Source organism: Paenibacillus sp. Y859, from assembly GCF_056786405.1.
The window spans coordinates 45921-71535 of record NZ_JBXCIZ010000004.1 but is presented as its reverse complement, the minus strand read 5'-3'; the positions used below and the strand labels follow the sequence as shown (position 1 = coordinate 71535).

Here is a 25615-nt window from a genome sequence, read left to right as displayed (position 1 = left end):
ACTATAAATAATAAAACTGTACTATAATAGATACATCAATATTTTTATACATAGCCTGCCGTCAGCTTGTAAGGAATTCTTACGATTTTTATAAGGTAGGAAGAAGGAGAGATTTTATGGAATATCATGTATCCATACATGGGAATGATCAGGTAAAAGGAACAGCTAGTCAACCCTTTCGTACAATATCACGCGCTGCGGCTCTTGCCATGGCTGGTGATACGGTTATTGTTCATGCCGGAGTATACAGGGAATGGGTTAACCCGGCTAATGGAGGAACAGCGGAGCATAGAATCATATATCGATCCGCAGGAGACGGGGAAGTAGTCATTACAGGAGCTGAACGGATTACCGACTGGAAGTCTGAAGGAAGCAATGTTTGGAGCACAGAAGTCCCCAATTCCATGTTTTCCGTTCGTAATCCCTTTGAGGTGGAGTTGAGTGGAGACTGGTTGTTTGACGGGGCCTTCCCGGTTCATCTCGGTGATGTGTATTTGGATTGCAAATCTCTGTATGAATGCGATAGTGTTGAAAAGGTTCACAAGCCCGAAGTTTGGCCCGAAGCCAAATATCCCAAGGACTCATTGTTAAAATGGTATGCCGAAGTCGGATCTACAACAACAAAAATTTGGTCCAATTTTGGTGGAAGAGATCCTCGTAAGGAAAATGTAGAAATTAATGTCCGTCCTTATTGCTTCTGGCCTGAGAAATCAGGACTTAACTATATAACCGTAAATGGCTTCACCCTTCGTCAAGCCTCTCCTCAATGGGCGCCGCCTACTGATTACCAGGAAGGTTTGATCGGACCTCACTGGAGCAAGGGTTGGATTATTGAAAACAATATAATCAGTGAATCCAAATGCGTTGGTATCAGCCTGGGTACCGAAATCGGTACAGGTCACACCAAGTCTTTAGAGAAACATAGTAAAGGCGGTACTCAACGTGAGCAGGAGGTTATTTTGCGAGCATTACGCTCCGGCTGGCATAAGGATACAGTCGGTAGTCACATCGTTCGAGGTAATGTGATTCATGATTGCGAACAAGCAGGTATTGTGGGTCATATGGGGGCAGCCTTCAGCCACATTGATCAGAATCGCATTTACAATATTCACCACAAACGGCTCAGACACGGTGCTGAAGTAGCAGGAATCAAACTGCATGGTTCCCTGGATACTCAAATTAGAGAAAATATAATCTATAGCTGTTACCGTGGGCTTTGGCTTGACTGGCAGGCACAGGGCACACGCATCAGCCGCAATGTATTTTTTGACAACATTTCTGAAGACCTTTTCGTTGAGGTTTGCCATGGTCCGTATCTGGTTGATCATAATCTGTTCCTCTCACCTATGAATTTCAGAAATATGGCACAGGGTGGAGCATTTGTCCATAACTTGTTTGCAGGTAAATTTGTAGTTCGTTCCGAGATTACCCGTACTACGCCGTATCACTTCCCTCACGAGACGGCAATGGCAGGATACTCCAATATCACTGGAGGCGATGACAGATACTACAACAATATCTTTTTGGGGGATAATGATGCTAATAAGGAACCTGTTCCAATAAGCTTTTTTGAGCATCTTCCACTTAAACCAAGGGATGAAGCTGGAGATGACGGGAAGACTGTCATGGATGGTGTTCCGGACAATTCCATTTGCTATCTGCATACCGTGGGACTGGGGGGCTACGACAAACATCCTGATGTAAAAGATAAGAAATGGTGGGAATACACCAAAGACGAGCTTGCTGAGCTTGGCGATGCCGCAAAGGATTTCTTTGTAGGGAATGCAGTTCTTCCGGTGGCTATGGGTGAAAATTTATATCTTAACCATGCGGTTCCAAGTAGTCATGAATCCAATGCGAAGATATATGCGCAGAAGGGCATAAAAGTTGAGATTAATCCTACGCAAGGTAAGGTGCAAATTCAGGTCAATGAGCCCGAATTACTTCGTGGAGCCTCTGCAATGTTGGTTACCACCGGACTGCTTGGCAAGACTTATCACGCCGATATGAAGTATGAGGAACCGGACAGCACTCCATATCGTTTTGACTCCGACTTTTTCGGAATAAAGAGACCTGATGCAGATGTCACACCCGGTCCGTTTGAATTGACCGAAAATGGTACCATTGATTTTGAATTTTAGTTGATTATTGAGGATCCAGTCATTTTAGGTGATTGGATCTTTTTCGTGTATACTGTTACAACTTTCATTTTAGATAAGATGAATATACATGGTTGTAATGGCTGTTATGCCGATGAGATCCATATAGGTAGCATTTCGTTGTACCGAATTGGTGTGCTTCTAGATAATGACTTCTTGGTACTCATCTTCTCCATTAAAGAATTTTCAAGGTTTAATATTCATAATTTTTAATCTACCATTATTGACAACTACCCAATAAATTGCGCCATCATAATACACTGGGCGCTCAAATGAATTTAACGGTAGTCCACCGAGTGATGTTGCAGGGGTAATAATTTTCCCATCTTCTGATAATACCATATAAAATGTGTCATCTTTTGTAGACCATAATATAACAATGTGGTCATTAGCCGAAACAACTTGTGGAGCAATAACATCTGTATCAGTATAATTAGTAAGCATGCTCACCATAGTCCGTTACATTTTTGTTAGTTTTACACGGGGAATTCTAACAACCTATATATCAATGAATTTGGCTTGAACTTATGTGCGCGCCGCGAATCAATAGAAGTAGACGGTCGCAACTTTGCCTATACATCCGCTCGTTTGGACTCTAAGAACCATCTTTCTTTTTGCTACGGCAAACTAATTATCCGCGCAAAGCTGCCCTTAGGACAGGGATTATGGCCTGCGATCTGGTTGCTTCCACAGCAAGAGATTTATGGCCCTTGGCCCGCCTCCGGTGAGATCGATATTATGGAAGCGAAAGGCCGCCTGCCTAAGCAAGTATCTGGTACGCTGCACTACGGGAAAGATTGGGACCATAAAGTGACCGATGAGTTCTCCTACCAACTTGAAAACAGTACAATTAACGAATTTCATGATTATGCGCTAGAATGGGATGCCAACTCGATCCGCTGGCTAGTAGATGGACATTGCTACGCCGAGCGTCGCCAGCAACCAGACATTATGCCCTTTGACGAGTATTTCTATCTAGTGCTCAACCTTGCGGTAGGTGGATGGTATGACAATGTGTCGGTGGATGAATCTGTAGTTGGGGATGGTGCTGTAGTTAAGGGAGAAAGACAAAAAATCCCCAATAAGATGACCATTTTAAAGTGTCTATCTTATTGGGGACATTTCATTCACTAACTTAGACTTCTTTTTGATGTCTTCATTATTTCGAACGATAAATACGTGCTTCATACGGTGCAAGCGTCATACTTTGTTCATATGAATCCGATTTATTGATATTACTTAATACTAAATCAAAATTGTAGTTGTTTAACTGCTCAGGTAATGAAATCTGTACTTCTTTACTGAACATATTAACAATAACAACTGCTTTTTCGCCATTCCATTCACGCGTATACGCATAAACTTGCTCATTGTCAGGCAGGATTAGGTCGTATTTACCGTATACTAATAGCTTATCAGCTTTACGCAACTTGATCATCTTCTTGTAATAACTTAAGATAGAATTTTTATCTTGTTCCGCTGCAGCAACATTAATTGTTTTATAGTTTGGATTTAGCTTCAACCAAGGTGTACCTGTTGTAAAGCCAGCACCTTCTCCAGCCGTCCATTGCATCGGTGTACGAGAGTTGTCTCGTCCATTAATCCAAATCGGTGCCATAATTTCTTCATGCGTTTTACCAGCGGCAATTCCGATACGGTAAGCATTTTTTGCAGATACATCGTTGTAATCATCGATAGAGTCAAATTTCGTATTCGTCATACCAATTTCTTGACCTTGGTAAATAAACGGTGTTCCTTGCATAAAGAAGAATAATGTAGCCAGTGCTTTAGATGATTCTAACCAATAATTTTTATCATCGCCCCATACAGATACAGAACGTGGTAAATCATGATTTTCAAGGAATAACGCATTCCAGCCTGCACCTTCTAAGGCATTTTGCCACTGGGTATACACATTTTTCAGTTCCAATAAATCTAACTTACCATCAGTTTCTTGACCCCAAAGTCCATTCGCTTCAAACTGGAAAATCATATTAAACTTACCGTTTTTCTCGCCAACCCAGTCTTCTGCTTCGTTGATTGTTACACCGTTAGCTTCACCAACAGTCATAATATCATACTTTGCAAAGGTCTCACGGTGAAGTTCTTCTAAGAAAGTTTGAATGCCTGGTTGATTTAGATGATACGGGAATGAAGATACATAGTCTAAGCCATCTGGATTCGGTAAATCAGGGAAACCAGGCGCTTTTTTAATATGTGAAATCGCATCTACACGGTATCCATCCACACCTTTATCTAACCACCAGTTTACAGTATCAATTAGTTCTTTTCGTACTACTGGATTTTCCCAGTTAAGGTCAGGTTGTTTAGAAGAGAAGATATGCATGAAATACTGATCGGTTAACTCATCATATTTCCATGCTGAACCGTGGAAAATACTTTCCCAGTTGTTCGGTTCCTTACCGTCTTTACCATCTCTCCAAATATAATAGTCACGGTATGGATCATCTTTACTTTTTCTTGATTCAATAAACCAAGGGTGTTCATCGGATGTGTGGTTAATAACAAGGTCCAAAATCAACTTCATACCACGAGCATGTACTTGTTCTAGTAATTCATCGAAATCAGCCATTGTACCGAAATCAGCCATGATATCTTTATAATCAGAAATATCATAGCCATTATCATCATTTGGAGATTTATACATTGGACAAATCCAAATGACATCAATTCCTAGATCCTTTAGATAATCAAGCTTTGTTATTATACCTTGTAAGTCACCAATACCATCACCGTTCGTGTCAACGAAGCTACGTGGATAAATTTGATAAGCTACTGCTTCTTTCCACCATGTTTGTTTCATACTTATTTCCTCACTTTCACATTTCCTAAATATAAAGCTAGAATGAGTAACTCCCAGTTGTTCATATATGTTAAGTTAAATACATTCATTGGAATCCACCCTATTGATTACTACTGAATGTCTTTAGTTATTGGGAACGATTTCAATTTGATTCGATAAATATTTACTTCTAAATATCCTTTATAATAACATTAAATTTCATATCCAAAATTATTTTTATTATACCATTTTTTCGAAATCGGTTTCAATTGGAATTCAATAAACAGTACAAAATGAATTAAAATCCGACATTGATTATAGATAGCGGATATTTCACTTTTATAAATTTATGTTGTTTTTCTGGCCACTAATTGAAAAGGTAATGTAAACATCTTATTTTCAACATCTTTACCTTCCAATCGCTTAATAATTAAATCCATTGCAGTATAGCCCATTTCACTGACAGGCTGTTTAATCGTAGTCAGTTCTGGTGATAGCATTTGTGCTAAAGGTTGATCGTCGAATCCAATGATTGCAAGTTCCACTGGTATACGTATCCCCTGATTTCTAGCTTCCATGATTATACCTGCTGCAACTTCATCGCTTCCTGTGAAAATAGCTGTCGGCCTGTCCTGCATATCATAAATTTGATGCAATACTTTTCGACCATCTTCTACGGTATGTCGCTTTATAAAAATCCAATTCGGATTGATTTCGATTCCAGCTTCTGTTAATACTTTCTGGTATCCTTGATTTCTGTCTTTATCTTTTCCTGACTGACTAAATAAGCCGCCTGTGCAATAAGCAATTTTTCGATGTCCTTGGCTAACTAAATGTTTTACACCTTCGTATGAAGCCATAAATTGATCAACTCTTACCGTTGGTACGACTGGTTCAGATAAATACTCGTTACACATGACAATCGGACCATATTTCAAATAGTTATTTATTATATTCCAATCATTTTCATATGCCGTCATAATGACGCCATCAACTTGTTTATGTTTCATTAAATTCAGAAAATTTATTTCACGCTCACTATCTTCATGACTTTGAAAAATAATCGTCTGATATCCTCTTATATAACCTTCTTTTTCAATCGCTTCCACTAGGTGAGAAAAGAACGGATTAATTATTCTAGGGACAATTACGCCAATTATAGTACCATTTAACCCTCTTAATTTTTGAGCTGCTACGTTCGGTATATATCCTATTTCCTTCATGACCTTTAAAACACGTTCTCTTTTATCTGATGCTATATGCGGGTAGTTATTTATTACCCTAGACACCGTTGACTTTGAAACTCCTGAAAGGCGGACAACATCGTTAATATTAGGCATATATTTCACTCCATACTAAACTATTTTAGTGGATTGTTAGAGATCAGTTTTATATTTGTATATCCAATTATATTCCTGAAGGAGACAACAAATCTATAGCCTAAGTTTACAAAGATAAAAAAGAAACGTCAAAAACATTAAATTGTTCATTGACGCTTCAAATAATTCTAGCGATGTGCTTACTTATAGTATGGTGTAATAAAACACTACCTAACTTAAATAAGTTTCCTTAACAGTCACAACAGATAGCGATCCTAATACAAGTAACACACCTGAAACTAAAAGCATAGCTGGCATTGAAGCACCTAATAATGGGAACAACGCGAAACTAAGACAAGAAGCAATAATTTGAGGTATACAAATACTACCGTTAAATAGACCTAAATATGTGCCCATATTTTCACCTGACAATGCATTTGTTAACATTGTGAATGGGAACATCATCATACCTGCCCATGCAATACCAATGCAGAAGAATGAAACAAGTAATACACCTTGATTCTCGATAAAGAATATAGTGCCAAATCCAATTGCACCAATTAATAAACTTAATGCATACCAAATTTTGCGATGATTATTGGAAATACGTGACAGTATAAGTGACCAAATTACTGCGGCAATGGCTTGTACAGCAGAAAGAATACCAAACCAGTTACCTGCTGTTTGGTAGGCTGCACTAGATGCGTCAGTTGTATTCCAAACATTGTCTGCAATTGCTCCCGTACCGTACGTCCATAAATACTGAAAACCCATCCAACAAAATAGTTGAACTAAAGAAATCGTCCAGAATATTCTAGGTGCTTTGCGAAGTAAAGCAATCATGCTTACTTTTTCTCTTTTCGTCTTAAGTGCTATTCCATGATATGCGGCATATTCAGCGGGTGAATACTCCTTAACTTTTAATACAGTAAATACGCTGCAAATGATTAAAATAACTGCACCTACATAGAAGGAAACGACTACTGATTGTGGTACAACTCCCTCAGCTGCTGTGTTTGAGACACCTAGAAACGTAAGAACAAACGGAAAAATACTAGCTAGTACAGCACCGCTATTAGAAAGAAAGCTTTGAATGGAATAGGCAAAACCCTTTTGTTCTTCATTGACCATATCACCAACCATCATTTTAAATGGCTGCATAGCTACGTTTGAAGCAAGGTCCATGAATAAAATAGTAACGGCTGCAAAAGTCAATGCTACTACTGATGTAAATCCAAAGCTACCTGAATTGGGTAGTAGACACATAACAATGACGGCGACTATAGCACCGACAATTAAATAAGGAATACGTCTTCCTAATCTAGGAAACCAAGTTCTATCCGATAAGTAACCTACTATAGGTTGAACAATTAGCCCCGCAAGCGGAGGTAATATAAAGAAAAAACCTAATGAGTGAGGATCAGCACCAATCGTTTGAAAGATACGCCCCATATTTGAACTTTGTAAAGCAAACGCCATTTGTACACCCAAGAAACCAAAACTTATCATCCAGATCGTACTAATTGGAAGTTTAGGTAGTTGTCTTATTGTACTTACACCACTCATTTTTTCAGACTGTTCAGCTATCATTACATCCTCCACTTATATTTATTTGGTTCTCTGTGTTGTTATTTACTAGGATCTATAGTGGATTGTTAAATTCATGGAAAACATTTTATGAATGAGTTGAAATCGATTTCAATTTAGTCAAAAAAATATACAAATTACCATTCCACATTACTCTAACTTAATAACAACAACACTTACAAGTATCTATAAAAGTTAATTAACTTGTTTTAAACCACAAGTTATTATAGTACCTTTTCTCACTCTAAACAACACTTTCCATGAAACAACATAAATTCGTGATAAAATTGGAAATGAATGCGTTTTAATTTATTTGTGATATGGTTCACCGTAAAATCTATAGGGCGAAATTAAAGGGCACCCATCAGGTGCCCTTCATAGTTAAAACAGAGCGGTTAATCGCAAAGAGAGAATGAATGTTTCCTTCCGGATCTGCAAAGAAACCCGTAGTGTGTCCCCAAGACATCGACTTCGGAGCTGTTATCCCCGTAGCCCCTTTTGAAACAATATCATCATACTTAACGTGGACATCCTCAGGCGAATCACATTCGAAGTTAAGCTCAAAGGCCTGCCCTTTACGCTCTTCAACAATAGCCTTAAATCCTAGAACATCACGATAAAACCTAGTCAATCCAGGAACATCAAGCGCCAAAACAGTGATTCCTTCTAATTTTACTCTCATACCGTTAACCCCACCCTCCAACAGAAATTCAATAAAGATTCTTTAGCTATTTAAAACTAACTTCCTTTATTATACTACTAAGTTCTTCAACATCCCTGCACTAGCTGCAATAAAAAAATTCCTATTTGTGATACGGTTCATCGTAACATCTGTAAGGCGAAATCGAGGTAATATATCTGCTGATAAATTAAAATGCCTGGACTATTATTCATTATTCTCGACCCCATTCTCTGCTACCAAGGCACCTCGTAAAAGATGCCCTTCCATCACGATGTTTCATCTAGTGAAATTTGTAAATGATGATGGATTGAGCAATAAACGTTTCTCCCTTTCGCATGCCAGTAATCATAACGGTCTGATCCACAGCCAAATCTTTGCGTTCCGCAACTTCATCTCTATAGGTCATTCCATTATCCTTCGATATGCGTCGCGTGAAGGTGGTCTTCGCCGTTAACTCAATCGTTACTTTTCTTACGTTTTTACCGATCCCAGTCGACATGATGGATGTTCCGTCTTCTAGATCCTGTACTGTTGCCAGATTGAGAACAAAGCCGATATCCTGTACTTCCAATACGCTGCCATTCACTTCTTCCAATGGGACATCTTCAGAGAGGGGTTCCTTAAGGGGAACTCCCTGAGCGGGGATATCATGAGTCAGATCCTGTTCTTCCGTTTTCGACACTTGATCGGTTTGTACTTTCATCTGGCCGCCCTCCATCTTTAGCGGGGCAGCAAAAACAATGACCTCCGGATTGCCAGTCTTCGGATCCAGCCAGAGTGTGATTGTTGCCTTTTGTTCGATCCGGCTTAGTTCATCGGGCTCAGGCCGAATCTCCGTGTAACGAAACACAGCTTTCGATTTGGAGCTTTCAATAGTACGAACATATAATTTCGTTTTCTCCGTAATCAAAGCTTCCTGCTTTTTTAAGAACGAATTCGTCGTCTCATTACTAGATAATATCCCGTTATAATATTCCAGACGTTGACCGGTGATCTGAATGAGCGTCCCTTCGCCATCCGCTTCCTGTGTCGGGATGTTTTCCATTCCCACGTAGACGGCCTCGAATTTCGTTAACCCGAGTAGATTCCCGAATTCCTCTTTTGCAACAAAATAGGCAGGAACGCTGCTAACGACGATGAGCAGGAGCACGATGCGGTGAATCATCACGATGTTCTGACGAACGCCGCGGGCAATCAATCGGTAGATCAAGACGCCGACGAGACCGCCTAAAGTATTGAGAATCACATCGTCAATATCCGCGCTGCCTAGCGTCAATGCATACTGTAAGCTTTCAAATAAGACGCTTAAGCCGCATGCGATGATAACGGGAATGACTACTCTTTCTCTCATCTTCCCAAATAAAGCAGGGAGTAATAACCCTAAAGGAATAAATACGACCATATTTCCGAGGATATTCGAAATGCCCCGCAACCAACCGAAAGACCGGAGCATCGGTTGGTAATCCTTGAAAATTTGAAAAGGAATGAAGTTATACGAACGATACCCATGCATGTTCCCATGAACGAGATCCGTTAACGAAATGGTTTTTAACATAATAATTTTAATTAACACGGCAATATAGAGGATAAAAACGATAGATACTAATCCTTTTATAATGCGTTGTTTCATTTTCTTGCACGCTCCTTTCCGCCAAAATTGATCAAGACCCTAACTGAAAAGTTGCCGTTACGCACGCCCCTCCATTTTCTCCGTTTGCAAGTTCAATATTACCGCCATGTTTCTCGCATAACAGTTTGCAAATATATAGCCCGATTCCAGATTGTCCTTTTGTAGCCGATTTATCATAATAGAATGGTTTTGTCGCCATTTTTAATCCCTCGCTGCTAAAACCTCTACCATCATCCTGGACTTGAATCGTCAATAATCCGGCTTTTGTTCCGCACTTAACCGTAATGCTTGAGTCTGCATAGCGTGCCGCGTTGGAGATCAGGTTCTCCGCGACCCGCAGAACGAGCTTGTCATCTAATGGGATAACCGATTCATCTAAATCAAACATCAATGTAAATGAATGCCGTCCCTCAGGAATAAGGCTATGCAACGTGTCCTGTAATACCTCTTGCAATCTTTCCGCCTTCACATAATGGATCTGCAGACGAATGTCCTCTAACCGTTGCAAACTGCTCATGTCAACGATATATTGCTCAATTCTCGAAATGCTTCCGGATATCGATTGCAGAACCTTCTCCGTCTTCTCCGGGGTAATTTTGTGATCAGGAAAATACTCTAACAAAAAATCGCAATACCCCTTAAGCGTGGTTACGGGTGATCGCAAATCATGAGCGAAGGCAGCATTTAACCGTTTCCGCTCTTCCATCGCACGCCACATGGTTTTGTTATTCTGCAACAAGGCATGGCGCATCTCCTCGAAGGCTTGGCACACATCATTCATCTCATCTAACTTGTCGTATTGCAACGCAAAATCAAGATTATGTTGGGCAATCTCCTCCGCCCCCCGGATTAACAACGACATCGGTCGTTCCAACTTAATCCGGTAGTAAAAGCGTGCCGCCAGAAAAATAAAAAAGCAAAAAATGAGGATCGGAGCTACCCCAGCCGCGGCTTTCAGCCATTGAATTAACGATTCATCCCGTGCGGAAAAAGGGGTGGTTATCTCCAAGACTGTACCCGTGTTAATGACCGTATATTTTCGGGTGATCTCCCAGATAATCTTCGCGCATACATTTTGTGCGATATAGTTCAGCACGGAGGAGATCCCTACCGCAACAGCCATGGACAAGAATAGACTTGTTTTTAGGCTCAAGTTCCCTATTCTCCCCACTGATAACCGACCCCCCAGACCGTCTCAATACATTTTTTGTCCGTATAGGCTGAAATCTTTTTTCGTATTTTACGGATATGCTCCATGATAACAATAGGATCGCCCTCTTTGTCATATCCCCATACACACTCATAGATGCGCTCCTTGTCAAAAACTAGGCCGGCATTTAAGGAGAGAAATTCAACGATATCGAATTCCTTCTTGGCTAGGTTAACCGCATGATTATTGACTGTCACTTTTCTTTTTCCGTAATCGATAACGATCTCACCTTGGAAAATGGTGCTCTGTTTGTTCCCGTTTCGCTGTTCCCTCCGCAGATGCGCCTCCACTCTCGCACCTAACTCTTTGATGCTAAACGGTTTTTCAATATAGTCATCGCCGCCCATACGAAAAGCATTGATTTTATCCCTTTCTTCTATCTTTGCCGTCAAAAAAATAATCGGACAGGAAACATAATCACGGATCTTCCTACACACTTCGAAGCCATCTATGTCCGGCATGTTAATATCCAACAAGATAAGATCCGGTATTTTGGACACTTTCTCCAGTGCTTGCATCCCATTATCAGCAGTAATCACGGTGTAGTTGTTCATTTCAAAGTAGTCCTTCAGGAGCAACAAAATTTCTTCATCATCGTCCACGATTAACAGCTTGTGCACCCGCCTGCCTCCTCTAAGCCACTTTCTTTTTTACCTTTCGTTTACATTTATCAGTATAGCGCGTAAAACTCAATTTTTTATCAAGACAAGTACAGTTAGCTATCTGCCCCTATACCAGCAAAACTATACGCTTTATGTCAAAAGCCTGCCCCGCACCAGATTTTTCGCTGTTGAACGAAATTTAAGGGTATCCATTTGGGCACCCAGGCTCCTACGAGTTTTTTCATTTATCAAATCAACTAATCTTAATATAATTTACTTTATAAATAAAAAACATCAAGAACATAAGAACTGTTCTTGATGTTTTTTAGCTTACCTAATACGACGATTATCTATGCCGAAAGCTGTCAACAATTTGATATACGAAGTCTCATCTAGGAAAGACCCTGGTGCTAAGAATAGATTTATAACATGGAAATTTAAAAATATAATGTATAACGTATCTTAGCCTCGATCAAACCGTAATACTTCCCAAAAAAATTTCGCCCTATTTATGATACGGTTCACCCCGATTTATCTTCACCGCCCGGTACACCTGCTCCGTCAGCACCAGCCGCATCAGTTGATGCGGCAATGTCATGCGCCCGAAGCTAAGCTTCTGCTGAGCGCGACGCAGTACTCCATCGGAGAGCCCATGGCTGCCTCCGATGACGAATACGACATGGCTCGTCCCATAGGTACCGAGCTTGTCGATCTCAGCGGCCAGCTCTTCCGAGCTCCATAGCTGGCCGCCGATAGCGAGCGCAACGACATGCGCCTCGCTCTTAATATGCGCGAGGATGCGTTCGCCCTCGCGCTCTTTAACAATAGACACCTCAGCTTCGCTTAACGTGTCAGGTGCCTTCTCATCCGCTACCTCCACCATCTGGAACTTGATGTACGGAGTAAGCCGCTTCGCATATTCCTGGATGCCCAACACTAAATACTTCTCTTTCAATTTGCCAACGCCAATAATCTGAATAAACACCTTAATCCCTCTCCCCACATGTATGTATACTCCCACAACAACACCTAATGCTTAATTAACTTTCAAAACACTTATTCTCTCACGATCTTCTCATTCTTAATTCTTGCATCTATACTCTCTTCCTTACAATTCATACTGGTACTTGTCCATCGTACTCCGCTATTATCTTTAATTCTTATTATCCATACTTAGCAATAGCACCTATCATTCTTCTTTATCATGCCCTTATCTTTTTCGCTATCTTTATCTCTTCCTTTAGTACTTACCTTTATACTCTCATTGGTATTGATAGTACTTACATTCGTACTTCTATTGGAACTTACACTTATATCCGTACCTTCACATAGACTAACTTCATCCTTAGCATTATCTGTTTCTTTGTCTTCATCCTAGTCCCATGCTCTTATCCCTTACTCTCGCCCAACAAGACCTCACATGAAATAAGTCTTCTCCAATCCCATTACCACCCACCGAGCGTGAAAGTAGCGCCCGCACGGAATTGTCCCGATAAACGTGCGCATCAGCGCAGAGAACGGAATTGTACTGGAGAAGCGTAAGCGCTCGCCTTTATCCCCTGATTTCCACCGCTAACAGCGGTAAATTCAAGAAATCCGGGGATAACAGCGATCCGAAGAACAATTCGTTCTCGGAGCGGTCTCTCACACCCCCACCTTCGAAGCGCCCTCCACGTCATCCCCCACAAACACAAAAAGGGCGCCACCTTCACGCCCCTTCTCTCACACCACCAAATACTGCGCAGCATGCTCACACTCAATACACTTCACTGGCGGATCCCAGTCGGAGAATTCAGTCTCCTTCAAGTCTACAATGTCCGGTGCGTCTTCATATTCATCAACGAATTTGTCGATCGCAAGTTCTACATGATCTTTGCATACTACGTACATGAATGAAAGCATCCTTTCTGTCCTACACTCTGCTGATGTTCCATTTATTATAACCCGAATTTGCTCATAACACATCAAAAAACTACATAGGGTTCTCTTTGCTACTCCACAGGCTTATCACTAAGTGTTAGCTTAACAACTTTCAATATACCCTCGCGATAAAAGGTAACTTCAACAACATCGCCAATTTCCCGCTCATTATAGAGGTACTTGCGGAGCTTCATCGTTGAGCTAATGGGTGCATTATCTAGCATCGTAATGACATCATTCAGCTTCAATCCTGCCTCTAGTGCAGGACCCACAGCATCCAATACCAAGACGCCATCTTTGACGTTACTTGGAAGTTTCAAGCTTTTACGTTCGTCTGCATCTAACGGTGCAAATGGATTACTAATGTCCACCGTATATACTCCGATATATGGACGTGTTATTTTACCTGTTAGCATCAATTCATCGACGATATGCATCACATGCTTGATCGGAATAGCGAAGCCAAGTCCCTCAACACCCATATCCGATATCTTCATCGTATTAATTCCGATCACTTCACCGTTCAGATTCACCAAGGCACCACCACTGTTACCTTCATTTATGGCAGCATCTGTCTGTATCACTTCCTGCTCCCAATCGTATATGCCGTCTTTATTCATCGATACTGGAATAATCCGATTCGTGTGGCTCACTATCCCAGAAGTAAGTGTATCTCCTAACCCTAACGGATTGCCGATAGCAATGACGGTCTCTCCTAACCGGAGTGTACTCGAGTTGCCTATCTCAGCGATCGTATGTATCTTCTTCCCATCAATAGAAAGAACCGCAATATCATTAACCACGTCTGTTCCCACCAATGTCGCTCGGATCAAGTCTCCATCCGTCGTCATCACTTCCAGCTCATCTGCTTCTGCGATAACATGATTGTTCGTGATAATATAGGCTAGGCCATCCTCTTTCTTGAATATGACGCCCGATCCCAGACCTGATTCATCTAGATCTAACTCATCCGTCTTCAGATCCTTATAATTAGCAATACTCACCACGGCTGGACGTACCTTTGCTGCTGCCTGTATCAATCGTTCAAAAGGATCCGTCTCCATCTTGACCGGTACTGTGCTCACTACAGCTGCCTCAGGAGCTGATTTAGGCACTCCAGTAACTAGACTGAATAATAATACAGCTACCATTGCACTGATCACCGAACTAATCACAGATATTTGCAATGTGGACATTCCCTTACGGTGAGCTTTGGACCAACTTCCAGAATTGGGCTTTACTTTGGTATGCTCTTTGCTCTGTCTTGATACCTTGGTCGAATAAAATCCATCTTCGAACAAACCCATAGTAAATCCTCTCCCTTTGTTATTACCCTCTGACAATCCTCAACCTTTTTAAACACACACTAATATAACAGTTTTACAACCCTAAAAGTTGCACTTCTTAACCACTTTATTTTATATATCACCCAATAACGTCACTTTGAATATAAAATAGACACTTTCTTAATAAGAAAAGTTAAAATTCACTCAGATTGGAATATTTTCGGATGAAACGGACTACACTAATAACAAGTCTCTTATTCTAGATTCATAGCTTCATAGAGCCTACAGAAGTTGTTCAAAAAGTCATCCTCTTAGTGTTCATTGTATCATATGTAGCTTAGCTACATAATCTTTTCGCATTTATTTTCACTGGTTAATAGTGGGTAAATCATCCGTTCGAGGGAGGGAATAATTCATACATGGAAAATGGAAATATTTCAATGGATATGGTGCACATGATGGCCAAGCTTGGAGATATGAAGGACGAGCATTATCGTAATACCCTTGCCATAAGCACAATCATTGAACTTCTTGTAGACAAGGGAATTCTCACTCGTGAGGAATTGGCTATCAAGGCCGATGAACTAGATTAATTCATCGCTTGCTCACCTTATCCCATGGGGTAGGTCGATCATAATAAGTATCACACAACTGGAAATCCGTTTCTTTATAGAAACACCCGCGCTCTTCCATCGCATCACGTACTGTCATTTTAGCTAAATCCATCATGTTGTGATCTCGACTTAAATGTGCCAAATATGTGCGTTTCGTATCACCTGTCAGGAGCTCACTCATCGCTTCTCCTGAAGCTTCATTGGAGAGATGCCCCATATCGCCTAGAATACGACGTTTCGTGTTCCAAGGATAGCGGCCCATTCGCAACAACTCAATATCATGATTCGCTTCCAGCACCAATACATCTGCATTCGAGATAGCCCGCTTCACTTTATCGCTGACATAGCCTAAATCCGTAGCCACACTCAGCTTCTCATCCCCATCATAGAAATTATAGCCTACGGGTTCTGCTGCGTCATGGGAAATACCGAAGGATTCCACGCGGAGTGTGCCGAAATCTTTCACTTCTCCACTATCCATCACAATCCGATTCTCTTCAGCAATCTTACCAATGGATTTATTCATGGCATCCCATGTTTTCTCATTCGCATAGATTGGGAGATTGTATTTGCGGGCCACAGGACCTAATCCCTTAATATGATCCGAATGCTCATGTGTAATGAGAACGCCGTCTATTTCCCCGCCGCTTAACTCTCTTTCCTGCAAAAGCTCATCTATCCGTCGTGCACTAAACCCTGCATCAATCAACAGTGTCGTCTCCCCGTTCGTGACTACCGTTGCATTCCCTGTCGATCCACTCGACAGCACTGTAAATGATATCCCCATAACAATAACTCTACTCCTTCGCTTTCTCTGTCTTGGAACTAATAACGTCCCCACTGATGCCCTGTACATAATACATTTCATTCTCAAGTGTGAAGCGCCACGCTGGTGCAGCTACCTGATTCTCTGAGTCAAACATCTCGCCATAATAGCCTAACTGGATGTCCTTCACAACGGAATTAGGTGCAATATACTTATTAATTAAAGTAGTTAATGCATCTACCGCTGTTAACACCTTCTGTTGTTCATCCTCATTGGATGAAACCATCTTAATGGGGGATTGCTGATACGAGACTATCTTTCGATCGCTGTATATCAGCTTCAACTTTAACTGATCATTAAAGAGTGGCCATTCCCCTTCAACTAAAGGGTGGAACACAAATACCCCGTTCTCACTCTCCATTGGATCATAACGATAATCTTTGAAATTCGGGATCTGACTCTCTAATGCTTTCACTAACTCATTACCCATGAAGACTAGCTTACTATCCACAGGTGTTTCTAGCTCTATGATGTCCGTATTCTGATCATTAACAAAGTGATAATTAATTTTAGGAAGTACTGGGGTCCGTGCAGGAATAAGAGATAGCAGCTGTATATTCTTCTCCTGCATTATTTTCTGTGTATTACTATCAAGTGAGGTGTAATCCAGCTTTGTGCTTACTTGTTCTCTTACATCATTCCATAATTGATAGCCTAACACGAGATTTAGCAACAAGAAAGCATAGATCAATACATTTTTAGCCCGTCCCCAATCCATTCCCTTCCCTCCTTATCCCCATTGTGTTCTATTCAATTCACCCAACTTATTTATCCAGCACCATCACTCCACCTGTCTGAAACTTAACAGCCCATACAGGTGTAAGCAGTAGCCCTTCCTCGCTACGTGTAGGCAAGTAAGCAGGATACAAGTCCACTACTCTAGATTGTCCACTGATGCCTTTTAAGCGACCTCTCAGTTCTTCCCCATAAGGCAACATCTTCATGTCCTTCTTCGTTTCCTCAGACTTCATATAGATGAGAGAGCGCTCGTATGTGGATACCGTTCCCTGATGTAGGTTAAGGTTGATCGTTCCATATTGAAATTGGGGTTCTGATAGAATAGGATAGGTACCATAATATTGCTGGAATACCACCTCATTCTGATCCGTACCCCCACCAGCAAGGCTTAAGCGATAATCCCCATTCCATCCTCCATGATCGTTCACGAAGTCAACCGCGGCTAGCACTTCTTTATCCATATCAATTTCCCCATCCGGCAGTGCCGCAGGATCTGTATATCTCATCCACTTCTGTTCTTGTCTTACTTGCAAGCTCCGCTTACTATCTGTATATATTTCAGAGCCATTCTTCTCCCTAATATTACGAGTAATGCTGGGATCAAAGAATAGGCTGCGTTGCATTTGTTCCGCTGTATACGCATCAATACTTAGCCTGGTTTGTACCATCTCTACCTCTGTCTCAGGAATATAGTACAACCCATTCTGTAAAGTATATGGGGTCCATGTTAATCCGAAATCGACATGCTGTTGCACATCCTGAATCGTAAGGTCGGCTTTCCCTGCCTCGTATACGACGTCACCTTCCGTACTGAAGAACAAAGCACGTGCCTTCGTTTCATTACTAACATTATAAATCCAGATTCGATCTATTTGCTCCGCTTGGAATAAAGCATCTGGATGGATCTGCATGATTCGTTGCAATAATGTCACGGGAACACCAGCCCCGAAAGTCAATTCAATCCCCGGATTCTGTGATCGTATTTCTGCGATATTCAGATCCTGCAAAGAACGACGCTGAAAACTATCAAAGCTCCGACCTTCAAGCCGAGAGAAGATCAGATTGTAGAACGTTGAATTCGGATAAAATATGGTATGTTTATTTTCACCCATATGAATGATCATCTTATCAGGATAAATCAGACTCTCAACATCGGCTTCAGGTCCCATATCCTCTGCCTTGAGATACTTAGCTGCAGACTTAATGACCGAATCACCACCCGGAAGGCGATACATGAGATAATAACTCTCCACTAAGCTACTCAAGACCAACAGGACGAGTAAGATCGACTTCAGCTTCTCTTTCATGTCATCACACCCCAATCTTCAACTAAAGGAAGCGTAAAGGTAACCTTCGTCCCTTGTCCAAATTCAGATTGGAGAGCCATAACCCCACCGTGGGCACTAACAATTTCCCGGGCAATCGAAAGACCCAGTCCCGTTCCTCCCATATTACGCGAGCGTGCTTTATCCACCCGATAGAAACGATCAAATATACGCTCCAAATCCTTCTTTGGTATGCCAATCCCAGTGTCCTGTACTGAAATTGCAATCTGATAGTCCTCAGTCAACCTAGCTTCTAACGTAACAACACCACCATCAGGTGTATATTTAAGAGAATTAGACACAAGATTATCCAATACTTGATCGATCTGGTCACGGTCAAATAATACGCTATCAATACCCGCTTGGATCTTTATGTTAGATTCAATATGTTTCTGCTGCATTTGAAAAGAGAATCTATCCGTCACATCCTCCAACATTTCCAGCACATCCGTCGGTTCTTTGCGCAAGGCAGCTTCCTTATTATCAAGCCTTGATAAGTGTAGAAGATCCGTCACTAGACGAATCATTCGTTCTGTTTCATTCTGAATCACGCCTAAGAAGCGTCGAGCTAACTGTGCATCCTCTAATGCACCATCATCCAAAGCTTCTGTGTAGCTCTTAATCGTTGTAAGTGGCGTTCTTAACTCATGTGATACGTTCGCTACGAACTCGCGTCGTGATGCCTCCAGCTGTTCTTGCTCCGTTACATCCTGCAATACGGCAATCGTACCCGCTATCCCGAATTCACGTCGATGAATAGGGGTGAAAGTTACACGCACCTTGTAGGTGGTAGCCACCTCTTCTGGACTCATCTCAAGCAGTGCACTCTGAATAGATCCCTCAGCAAAAGATTCCGTCTGCTCTGGATCAAGTCCAAGCAGCATCGTAATATCTCGGCTATCTAACTCTTCTTCATCTAAACTTAACATCGCACCAGCACGACGGTTCATGAGAATAACCTGTCCCGTTTCATCCGTGGCAATGACACCGTCACTCATATTCGTAAGGATAGAGGCTAATTTCTCCTTCTCCTCTTCATTCTGTAAGAGTGCATCTCGCAAGCGACTCGTCATATAATTAAAGGCTTCACTTAATTGCCCGATTTCATCGTTACCGAATACGGGCATCTTCTGATCGAAGCTGCCTTCTGCCACTGCTGTCGCATGGCGTGTCATCTCTTTGATAGGCTGGGTAATCGTATGTGCCAGAATAACGCTAAGTATCGCCGTTAATAGGAGCGCAATCAACATTCCCGAAATAAAAATATTGTTAACCCGTCCAATCGTATCATGTAATTCATTCATAGAAGCAACGATATAGACGGCACCCACAATTTTACTGTTATAAATGACTGGCTTCGCAACCACTCGCTTGCGTTCATTATCTTCATCAATCACATATTCCTCATTATCACTAATGCCTTGAAGCGCTCGGCTCACTACCGTCTGCGTGTTCTTACGTCCCACATAATCGGCATGGGTAGACAATGAGGTAATCAGTACCTTCCCACTCGCATCGAGGACTTGAATTTCTACGCCACTGAGGTTAAACAGGTTGTTAATGATCACGCCTAAACTTTCCACTGAATTCTTCCCTGCCTCAACATCGCCTCCCAATTTCTCCGCGGACATCACGGACAGAAGCTCTGCTTGTTCTTGCAGATCATTCGTGAAATTGCTCGTAAGTGAATTTTTCATCGCGCTCACGAAATAGACGCCTATCAACTGCATGGCAATTAGAATCAGAAGCATATACACAAAGATAAGCTTAGCTTGAACAGTACGAAATAATGAAGCCGGCTTCATTATAGACCTCCGTTTTTAAGACTTCGCATCACATAACCAAGCCCCCTACGGGTAAGTATATACTCCGGTTTGCTAGGGTTCTCCTCAATTTTCTCGCGAAGTCGACGAATGGTCACATCCACAGTTCGCACATCACCGAAGTACTCAAATCCCCACACGGCTTGCAGTAAGTGCTCACGCGTCATCACTTTACCCGCATGCTTCACGAGATAGAACAGCAATTCATATTCCCGATGTGTCAGGTCAAGTGGTTCACCATTCTTGAATACTAAATACATATCCGTATCTATAAACAAGTCAAAGAAGGGTATACCTTGCCTCTCCGAAGCTACACTCTCTTCCGATGCTGCTGCCATCTTATTGACTCTTCGCATATGCGCTTTCACTCGGGCTAGCAGTTCTCTTGTGCTAAAAGGCTTGGTCACATAGTCATCTGCACCCAGCTCTAATCCGAGCACCTTATCAATTTCACCATCTTTAGCTGTAAGCATAATAATGGGGAATTGCAACTGAGCTGCCCTAATCTCGCGGCATACGTCCATGCCATCTTTACCTGGTAGCATGAGATCAAGTAGCATAAGATCAGGTTTCTTAGATAAGGCTAATTCAACGGCGGTAATGCCATCAAATGCACATATGACGTCGTACCCCTCTTTTTCTAAGTTGAATTTCAATATATCAGCAATGGGTTGTTCATCATCTACTACTAGAATGGTTCCCTGCATGAATGTATCCCACCTTATATTTCAATCAATCGGTTGTTAGTCGTCTTCTTATTTTACCACACCTGAATGCCTGTCACACCCTCATAAGTATCTTATATTTGCAAAAAGAGCATGCCCCTCGATTAGGGTCATGCTCTTATGCCATTAACAAACTTCCTCTACTAATTCAAATATTTCATGGGGTTCTGGGCAACATCATTCTTCAGAATTTCAAAATGTAAATGTGTACCTGTCGAGCGTCCAGTATTGCCCATAACACCGATGCTACCTCCCTTCGTTACCGTCTGCCCTTGAGTGACCGAGTAACTCTTCAAGTGACCGTACAATGTCGTGTATCCATTGCTATGATTAATAATGACAGCTTTACCGTAACCGCTAATGTTGCCCGTGAAGGTAACAACACCCTCATCAGCTGCCATAATGGTACGGTTTCCTGAGACGATGTCGATCCCTTTATGTTGTTTCCCCCATCGTGAGCCATAAGTACTGGATATGGTCGCACCTCTTACGGGCCAAGCGAATTGCCCGGATCCTTGCCCAGCAATCTTCGTACCTTGTAGCACCACTTCGGTGACCGGTTGTTTAATGACCTCTTGACCGATCCACTGTTCATCGACAACATAACCGTTCTCTTTAGTCACCAAATACTCCATGACCTTGAGTCCTTCTTGTCCAGGGCGAACTACTTTTGATTTCCCCGCTTCAAGCTCCGCTGTCTTTCTAATTTCAACGGCCGGAGCCGTCACAATCTCTTCCGATATTTGCTCAAGCGTTGTAACCGTTATTGGAAGCTTAGGCACCTTAAGTTGTAGTGTATCTCCAATTTGAAGATATTTCTCCTTAACATCAGGATTGTTTAAATAAATTTGCTTCTCTGTAATATCATATCGCTTCGCAATAGACCCTAACGTATCACCTTCATCTATTGTATATACGATTGGAGCCTCTTTACTTACCGTAAGGAGCGCTACGACTTCCTCTGCGTCAAGTAGTTGGTCAGGATCTGTGTTAATTGGTGTCACATTCACTTCTTCTCCGATTTTGACTGATTTCACAGTTGACTCTTCTGGCGCACTCGCCGCACTTACGTTAGCAGCTGGTATCGAGCTACTCATCCTTTTCAACTGAAGCTGTTCTTTGGCTACCTCTGGTACATACTGTCGCTTCACCTGATTCAATATATCGTCTACCGTTTCCTGGTCTTTAACAATCGCAACGATCTCACCATCAATCTTTAGCTCTACCCCTTTAGCATATGCATTTAGCATGCTGTCTAGCTTCTTAAGCGTTGACTCGCTATCCACTTCTGCATTGAAAGCTTCTTCTGCCTTGGTCGTAACACCTTCCGTCTGTAGAATCATTTCCACATCGGGATATTTATTCTGATATTCTTGTCGCTTCTGACTGAACATTTGTTCAATCTGGATTGGATTCTCGACGCTTCCGATCTCTTCATCCTCGACGTAAACATTATAGTAAGCGATTTTGTTAGCATTAACATATTGGTTGCCTGCAAGTACAAGAACTACCGTTATCACAATTCCTGTCGCTGTTATAGTTAACCATCTCTTCATTTGGCTCTCATCCGCCTGTTCCACAGGCAGGACAAATCGTGTGATGCTACTCCATGTATTCTTTAACCAGGGTATAACGTTGAAACCTTTCATCATGTATCTCCTTTGCAACCATATCTTTATTTGCAGTTGAATGATAATCCTCTATTTCCAAATGCTTATACTTCCCAATTTTCTTTATATTAAGTAGCCTTCTCCAAAAATAAGTAAATCCAAAAGGTTTCAAAATCTTAACCTTTAGCTCTCTGTTTACTTTACCATAACATTTGCAAGCAATTCAACCTTTACTAACTACGACAAAAAACCCGCTGTTATGCGGATTTCTAGATATTGTTAATATTCTATTCTTTATTTATAAATGACAAACAGATGACATTCACAATCTTAATTATGATTTAAGTAAAGATAACAACTTAGCGTATTCATCTTTATCTAAATATTCAGATAAGATTTTCTCTACTTCAGTCAACTCTTGTTCTGTCAGACCATTCTCCATAGCGATGGTGATTTCCTGAATTTTCTCTTGAGGAAGCTTCGTGATTAATATGTTAAATATCTCTTCCTTGTCACTAGTGATCAGACCATCCTTCTTACGTACCATTTCATCGGGTGTAACCACAACTTGTTGATCCAACCCTAACTGATCCTGTTGTCCCAATCCAGCAGCTTCCTCTGTATAGGATTGTCCCATCACTGGTAGTGCGTCAACTGGCGCATCATTGTCAGAAGGAGCTTGTTCCGCTCCTGGTTCTGAGAGCGTCCCCTTCTCCTCTATCTTCTCATCGGAGACTTTCGTATCCTTCACTTCGGTTCCCATTATCCCTTGTAACATACTTACCAAAGCAATGGGTTGCCCCGGAAGCTGTATATTGAAACTTGCTAACATCGATTTAAGATAAGTATTCACGACCCATCCTGTTGTGAACATGGTCAATGTACTGACCAATACTACCGTTAAGACTACCTTACACAACCACACTAGAAACTTCATCATTTATCCTCCTCCACACCCCATGATCCGATATCCATGTTCATACTCTCATCAGCAGTATTGACCAGAAGGATGGCGTTTAATCCCATAAATAAGACATTCACGTCGAATGATCGGTCCTATACTTAACCTTTATCATCATCTTGTAATCACCTTACGCCGACCAACCCTTCCTCAATTAGATGTACCTAGCTTCGCTAGGAACGCAGTTGCATTAAGTACATCTAAATGTAGCCATATCCCTCTTCATCCAATTTTAATTGCACAACCTACATCTAAATTACTGAAAATTCCACTTTTCGGCGTTATCGACATTTTTAACTGTAGATTTAGCAACTATTTCCTTTGATCACTACTTTTCCTGCTTATTAAGCGCATATATACATCTATTTCAGCCTCTTTATGTTAAAAAGAGCCCACCAGTCACAGAAGTGACCAGCAGGCTCCTTTAGATGTTTCTTGAACAACTACATTCTATGATTCATAGATCGGAAGAACCTGGTTCGTCTGATCACGGTTACGTCCAACGGAGAATATGGCAATCGGGATACCTGTAAGCTCAGAGACCCGTTTCACATAATTGCGAGTGTTCTCAGGAAGATCTCCTAACGTCTTAGCACCCGTAATATTCTCGCTCCAACCCGGTAACTCTTCATATATGGCTTCACATTCCGCAAGCTTCTTCAGACTAGCGGGATAATGACTGATAATCTCATCACGATACTTATAACCGGTACAAATCTTAACCGTCTCGAGGCCAGACAAGACATCTAAAGAGTTCAAAGATAATCCCGTTATTCCACTGACACGACGAGCATGACGTACGACAACACTGTCGAACCAACCTACACGACGAGCACGACCAGTAACGGTTCCATATTCATGACCTGTTTCACGAATAAAGTCACCGATCTCGTTATTTAACTCTGTTGGGAATGGACCATCACCGACCCGAGTTGTATACGATTTCGCCACGCCAATAACCTGTTGAATCTTCGATGGGCCCACACCAGATCCGATACAGACTCCACCAGCAGAAGGATTAGATGACGTGACATAAGGATACGTTCCTTGGTCAATGTCCAACATGACACCCTGAGCGCCCTCAAACAATACTTTACGATTCTCATCAATCGCATCATTCAATACAACCGATGTATCTGTTACATAATGACGAATCACTTCTGCATATTCTAGATACTGCTTCAGCGTCTGTTCCACATCAAGAGGTTCTACACCATATATCTGTTGTAGAACCTGATTCTTCTCTTGCATCATTTGGCGAAGTTTTAATTCGAACTCTTCTGCATCCATTAGATCTGCTATACGGATACCGTTACGTGCAACTTTATCCATATAACAAGGACCGATCCCTTTACGTGTCGTACCAATCTTATGGTCCCCTTTATGATCTTCTTCAAGCGCATCTAGAACGATATGATACGGCATAATGACATGTGCACGGTCGCTAATGACCAAATTATTCGTAGTAAATCCATGATCATGGATATAATTTATCTCTTCAATAAGTGCTGCTGGATTAATAACCATTCCATTCCCAATAACGCATACTTTATTTTCATAAAATACACCCGATGGAATAAGGCTCAGCTTATATTTTTTATCGTCAATCAGAATGGTATGGCCGGCATTGTTACCTCCCTGGTATCGAGCCACCACATCGGCGCTCTCCGCAAGAAAGTCTGTAATCTTCCCTTTGCCTTCGTCTCCCCATTGCGTTCCCACAACGACTACAGTTGACATGTTCATTCCCCTTTTGGTGCCATTGCACCTATTATTGACATCATAAATCCTGGGC

Annotated in this window: 22 protein-coding genes; 3 read left to right on the top strand and 19 right to left on the bottom strand. The window is 41.6% G+C overall.

The genetic code is table 11. The features are described 5' to 3' along the window. Positions 1–116: 116 nt before the first annotated feature. Entirely contained in the window at positions 117–2141 is a 2025-nt protein-coding gene (locus tag AC1TO8_RS11405; protein WP_482055741.1) for a right-handed parallel beta-helix repeat-containing protein, read from the top strand. Between the two features lie 204 nt (positions 2142–2345). On the opposite strand, the gene AC1TO8_RS11400 is transcribed toward AC1TO8_RS11405, so the two are convergent. Beyond that, the gene (locus AC1TO8_RS11400) at positions 2346–2603 is read right to left on the bottom strand and encodes a hypothetical protein (RefSeq protein WP_482055740.1); all 258 of its coding nucleotides are present in this window, start codon (positions 2601–2603) and stop codon (positions 2346–2348) included. 75 nt (positions 2604–2678) lie between these two features. Between AC1TO8_RS11400 and AC1TO8_RS11395 the strand changes: the two genes are divergently transcribed. Then, positions 2679–3293 (top strand): glycoside hydrolase family 16 protein, encoded by a 615-nt coding sequence (locus AC1TO8_RS11395; protein ID WP_482055739.1) that lies wholly within the window; start codon positions 2679–2681, stop codon positions 3291–3293. 25 nt (positions 3294–3318) lie between these two features. On the opposite strand, the gene AC1TO8_RS11390 is transcribed toward AC1TO8_RS11395, so the two are convergent. The 10 genes from AC1TO8_RS11390 to AC1TO8_RS11345 all read right to left on the bottom strand — a co-directional run bounded on the left by AC1TO8_RS11390 (position 3319) and on the right by AC1TO8_RS11345 (position 15219). After that, positions 3319–4983, bottom strand: coding sequence for a glycoside hydrolase family 13 protein (locus tag AC1TO8_RS11390; protein WP_482055738.1), 1665 nt, complete (start codon positions 4981–4983; stop codon positions 3319–3321). 326 nt (positions 4984–5309) lie between these two features. Beyond that, a complete protein-coding gene (locus AC1TO8_RS11385) occupies positions 5310–6302 on the bottom strand; it encodes a LacI family DNA-binding transcriptional regulator (protein WP_482055737.1) in 993 nt (330 codons plus the stop codon). Positions 6303–6512: 210 nt separating this feature from the next. Continuing rightward, positions 6513–7871 carry an SLC45 family MFS transporter gene (locus AC1TO8_RS11380; RefSeq protein WP_482055736.1) on the bottom strand — a complete coding sequence of 453 codons (1359 nt, stop codon included), beginning with the start codon at positions 7869–7871 and terminating at the stop codon, positions 6513–6515. A gap of 361 nt (positions 7872–8232) precedes the next feature. Beyond that, entirely contained in the window at positions 8233–8550 is a 318-nt protein-coding gene (locus tag AC1TO8_RS11375; protein WP_482055735.1) for a VOC family protein, read from the bottom strand. A gap of 280 nt (positions 8551–8830) precedes the next feature. Then, entirely contained in the window at positions 8831–10180 is a 1350-nt protein-coding gene (locus AC1TO8_RS11370) for a VanZ family protein (RefSeq protein ID WP_482055734.1), read from the bottom strand. 31 nt (positions 10181–10211) lie between these two features. Continuing rightward, the gene (locus tag AC1TO8_RS11365; RefSeq protein ID WP_482055733.1) at positions 10212–11351 is read right to left on the bottom strand and encodes a HAMP domain-containing sensor histidine kinase; all 1140 of its coding nucleotides are present in this window, start codon (positions 11349–11351) and stop codon (positions 10212–10214) included. Next, positions 11339–12010, bottom strand: coding sequence for a response regulator transcription factor (locus tag AC1TO8_RS11360; RefSeq protein WP_482055732.1), 672 nt, complete (start codon positions 12008–12010; stop codon positions 11339–11341). The genes AC1TO8_RS11365 and AC1TO8_RS11360 overlap by 13 nt, the downstream gene beginning before the upstream one ends. A gap of 487 nt (positions 12011–12497) precedes the next feature. Next, positions 12498–12977: a 23S rRNA (pseudouridine(1915)-N(3))-methyltransferase RlmH gene (gene rlmH, locus AC1TO8_RS11355; protein WP_482055731.1), complete on the bottom strand. Its 480-nt coding sequence runs from the start codon at positions 12975–12977 to the stop codon at positions 12498–12500. A 737-nt stretch (positions 12978–13714) separates the two neighbouring features. Beyond that, on the bottom strand, positions 13715–13882 hold the full coding sequence (locus AC1TO8_RS11350) for a CxxH/CxxC protein (RefSeq protein WP_438348391.1): 168 nt from the start codon (positions 13880–13882) through the stop codon (positions 13715–13717). Between the two features lie 101 nt (positions 13883–13983). Beyond that, the gene (locus AC1TO8_RS11345; protein ID WP_482055730.1) at positions 13984–15219 is read right to left on the bottom strand and encodes a S1C family serine protease; all 1236 of its coding nucleotides are present in this window, start codon (positions 15217–15219) and stop codon (positions 13984–13986) included. Positions 15220–15617: 398 nt separating this feature from the next. On the opposite strand from AC1TO8_RS11345, the gene AC1TO8_RS11340 reads away from it, so the two are divergent. Continuing rightward, the gene (locus tag AC1TO8_RS11340) at positions 15618–15791 is read left to right on the top strand and encodes a hypothetical protein (RefSeq protein ID WP_482055729.1); all 174 of its coding nucleotides are present in this window, start codon (positions 15618–15620) and stop codon (positions 15789–15791) included. 1 nt (position 15792) lies between these two features. On the opposite strand, the gene AC1TO8_RS11335 is transcribed toward AC1TO8_RS11340, so the two are convergent. The 8 genes from AC1TO8_RS11335 to AC1TO8_RS11300 all read right to left on the bottom strand — a co-directional run bounded on the left by AC1TO8_RS11335 (position 15793) and on the right by AC1TO8_RS11300 (position 25560). Further along, positions 15793–16599 (bottom strand): MBL fold metallo-hydrolase, encoded by an 807-nt coding sequence (locus tag AC1TO8_RS11335; RefSeq protein WP_482055728.1) that lies wholly within the window; start codon positions 16597–16599, stop codon positions 15793–15795. 10 nt (positions 16600–16609) lie between these two features. Then, on the bottom strand, positions 16610–17356 hold the full coding sequence (gene yycI, locus AC1TO8_RS11330) for a two-component system regulatory protein YycI (RefSeq protein ID WP_482055727.1): 747 nt from the start codon (positions 17354–17356) through the stop codon (positions 16610–16612). Between the two features lie 46 nt (positions 17357–17402). Next, entirely contained in the window at positions 17403–18683 is a 1281-nt protein-coding gene (locus tag AC1TO8_RS11325; RefSeq protein ID WP_482055726.1) for a YycH family regulatory protein, read from the bottom strand. Then, entirely contained in the window at positions 18680–20506 is a 1827-nt protein-coding gene (gene walK / locus AC1TO8_RS11320; RefSeq protein WP_482055725.1) for a cell wall metabolism sensor histidine kinase WalK, read from the bottom strand. The genes AC1TO8_RS11325 and walK overlap by 4 nt, the downstream gene beginning before the upstream one ends. Then, on the bottom strand, positions 20506–21231 hold the full coding sequence (gene yycF / locus AC1TO8_RS11315; RefSeq protein ID WP_482055724.1) for a response regulator YycF: 726 nt from the start codon (positions 21229–21231) through the stop codon (positions 20506–20508). Before yycF ends, walK begins: the two co-directional genes overlap by 1 nt. A 161-nt stretch (positions 21232–21392) precedes the next feature. Continuing rightward, complete coding sequence (locus AC1TO8_RS11310) at positions 21393–22901, bottom strand: peptidoglycan DD-metalloendopeptidase family protein (protein ID WP_482055723.1); 1509 nt, start codon at positions 22899–22901, stop codon at positions 21393–21395. Positions 22902–23193: 292 nt separating this feature from the next. Next, positions 23194–23799 carry a hypothetical protein gene (locus AC1TO8_RS11305; RefSeq protein WP_482055722.1) on the bottom strand — a complete coding sequence of 202 codons (606 nt, stop codon included), beginning with the start codon at positions 23797–23799 and terminating at the stop codon, positions 23194–23196. A 471-nt stretch (positions 23800–24270) separates the two neighbouring features. Further along, positions 24271–25560: an adenylosuccinate synthase gene (locus AC1TO8_RS11300; RefSeq protein WP_482055721.1), complete on the bottom strand. Its 1290-nt coding sequence runs from the start codon at positions 25558–25560 to the stop codon at positions 24271–24273. Positions 25561–25615: the final 55 nt, after the last annotated feature.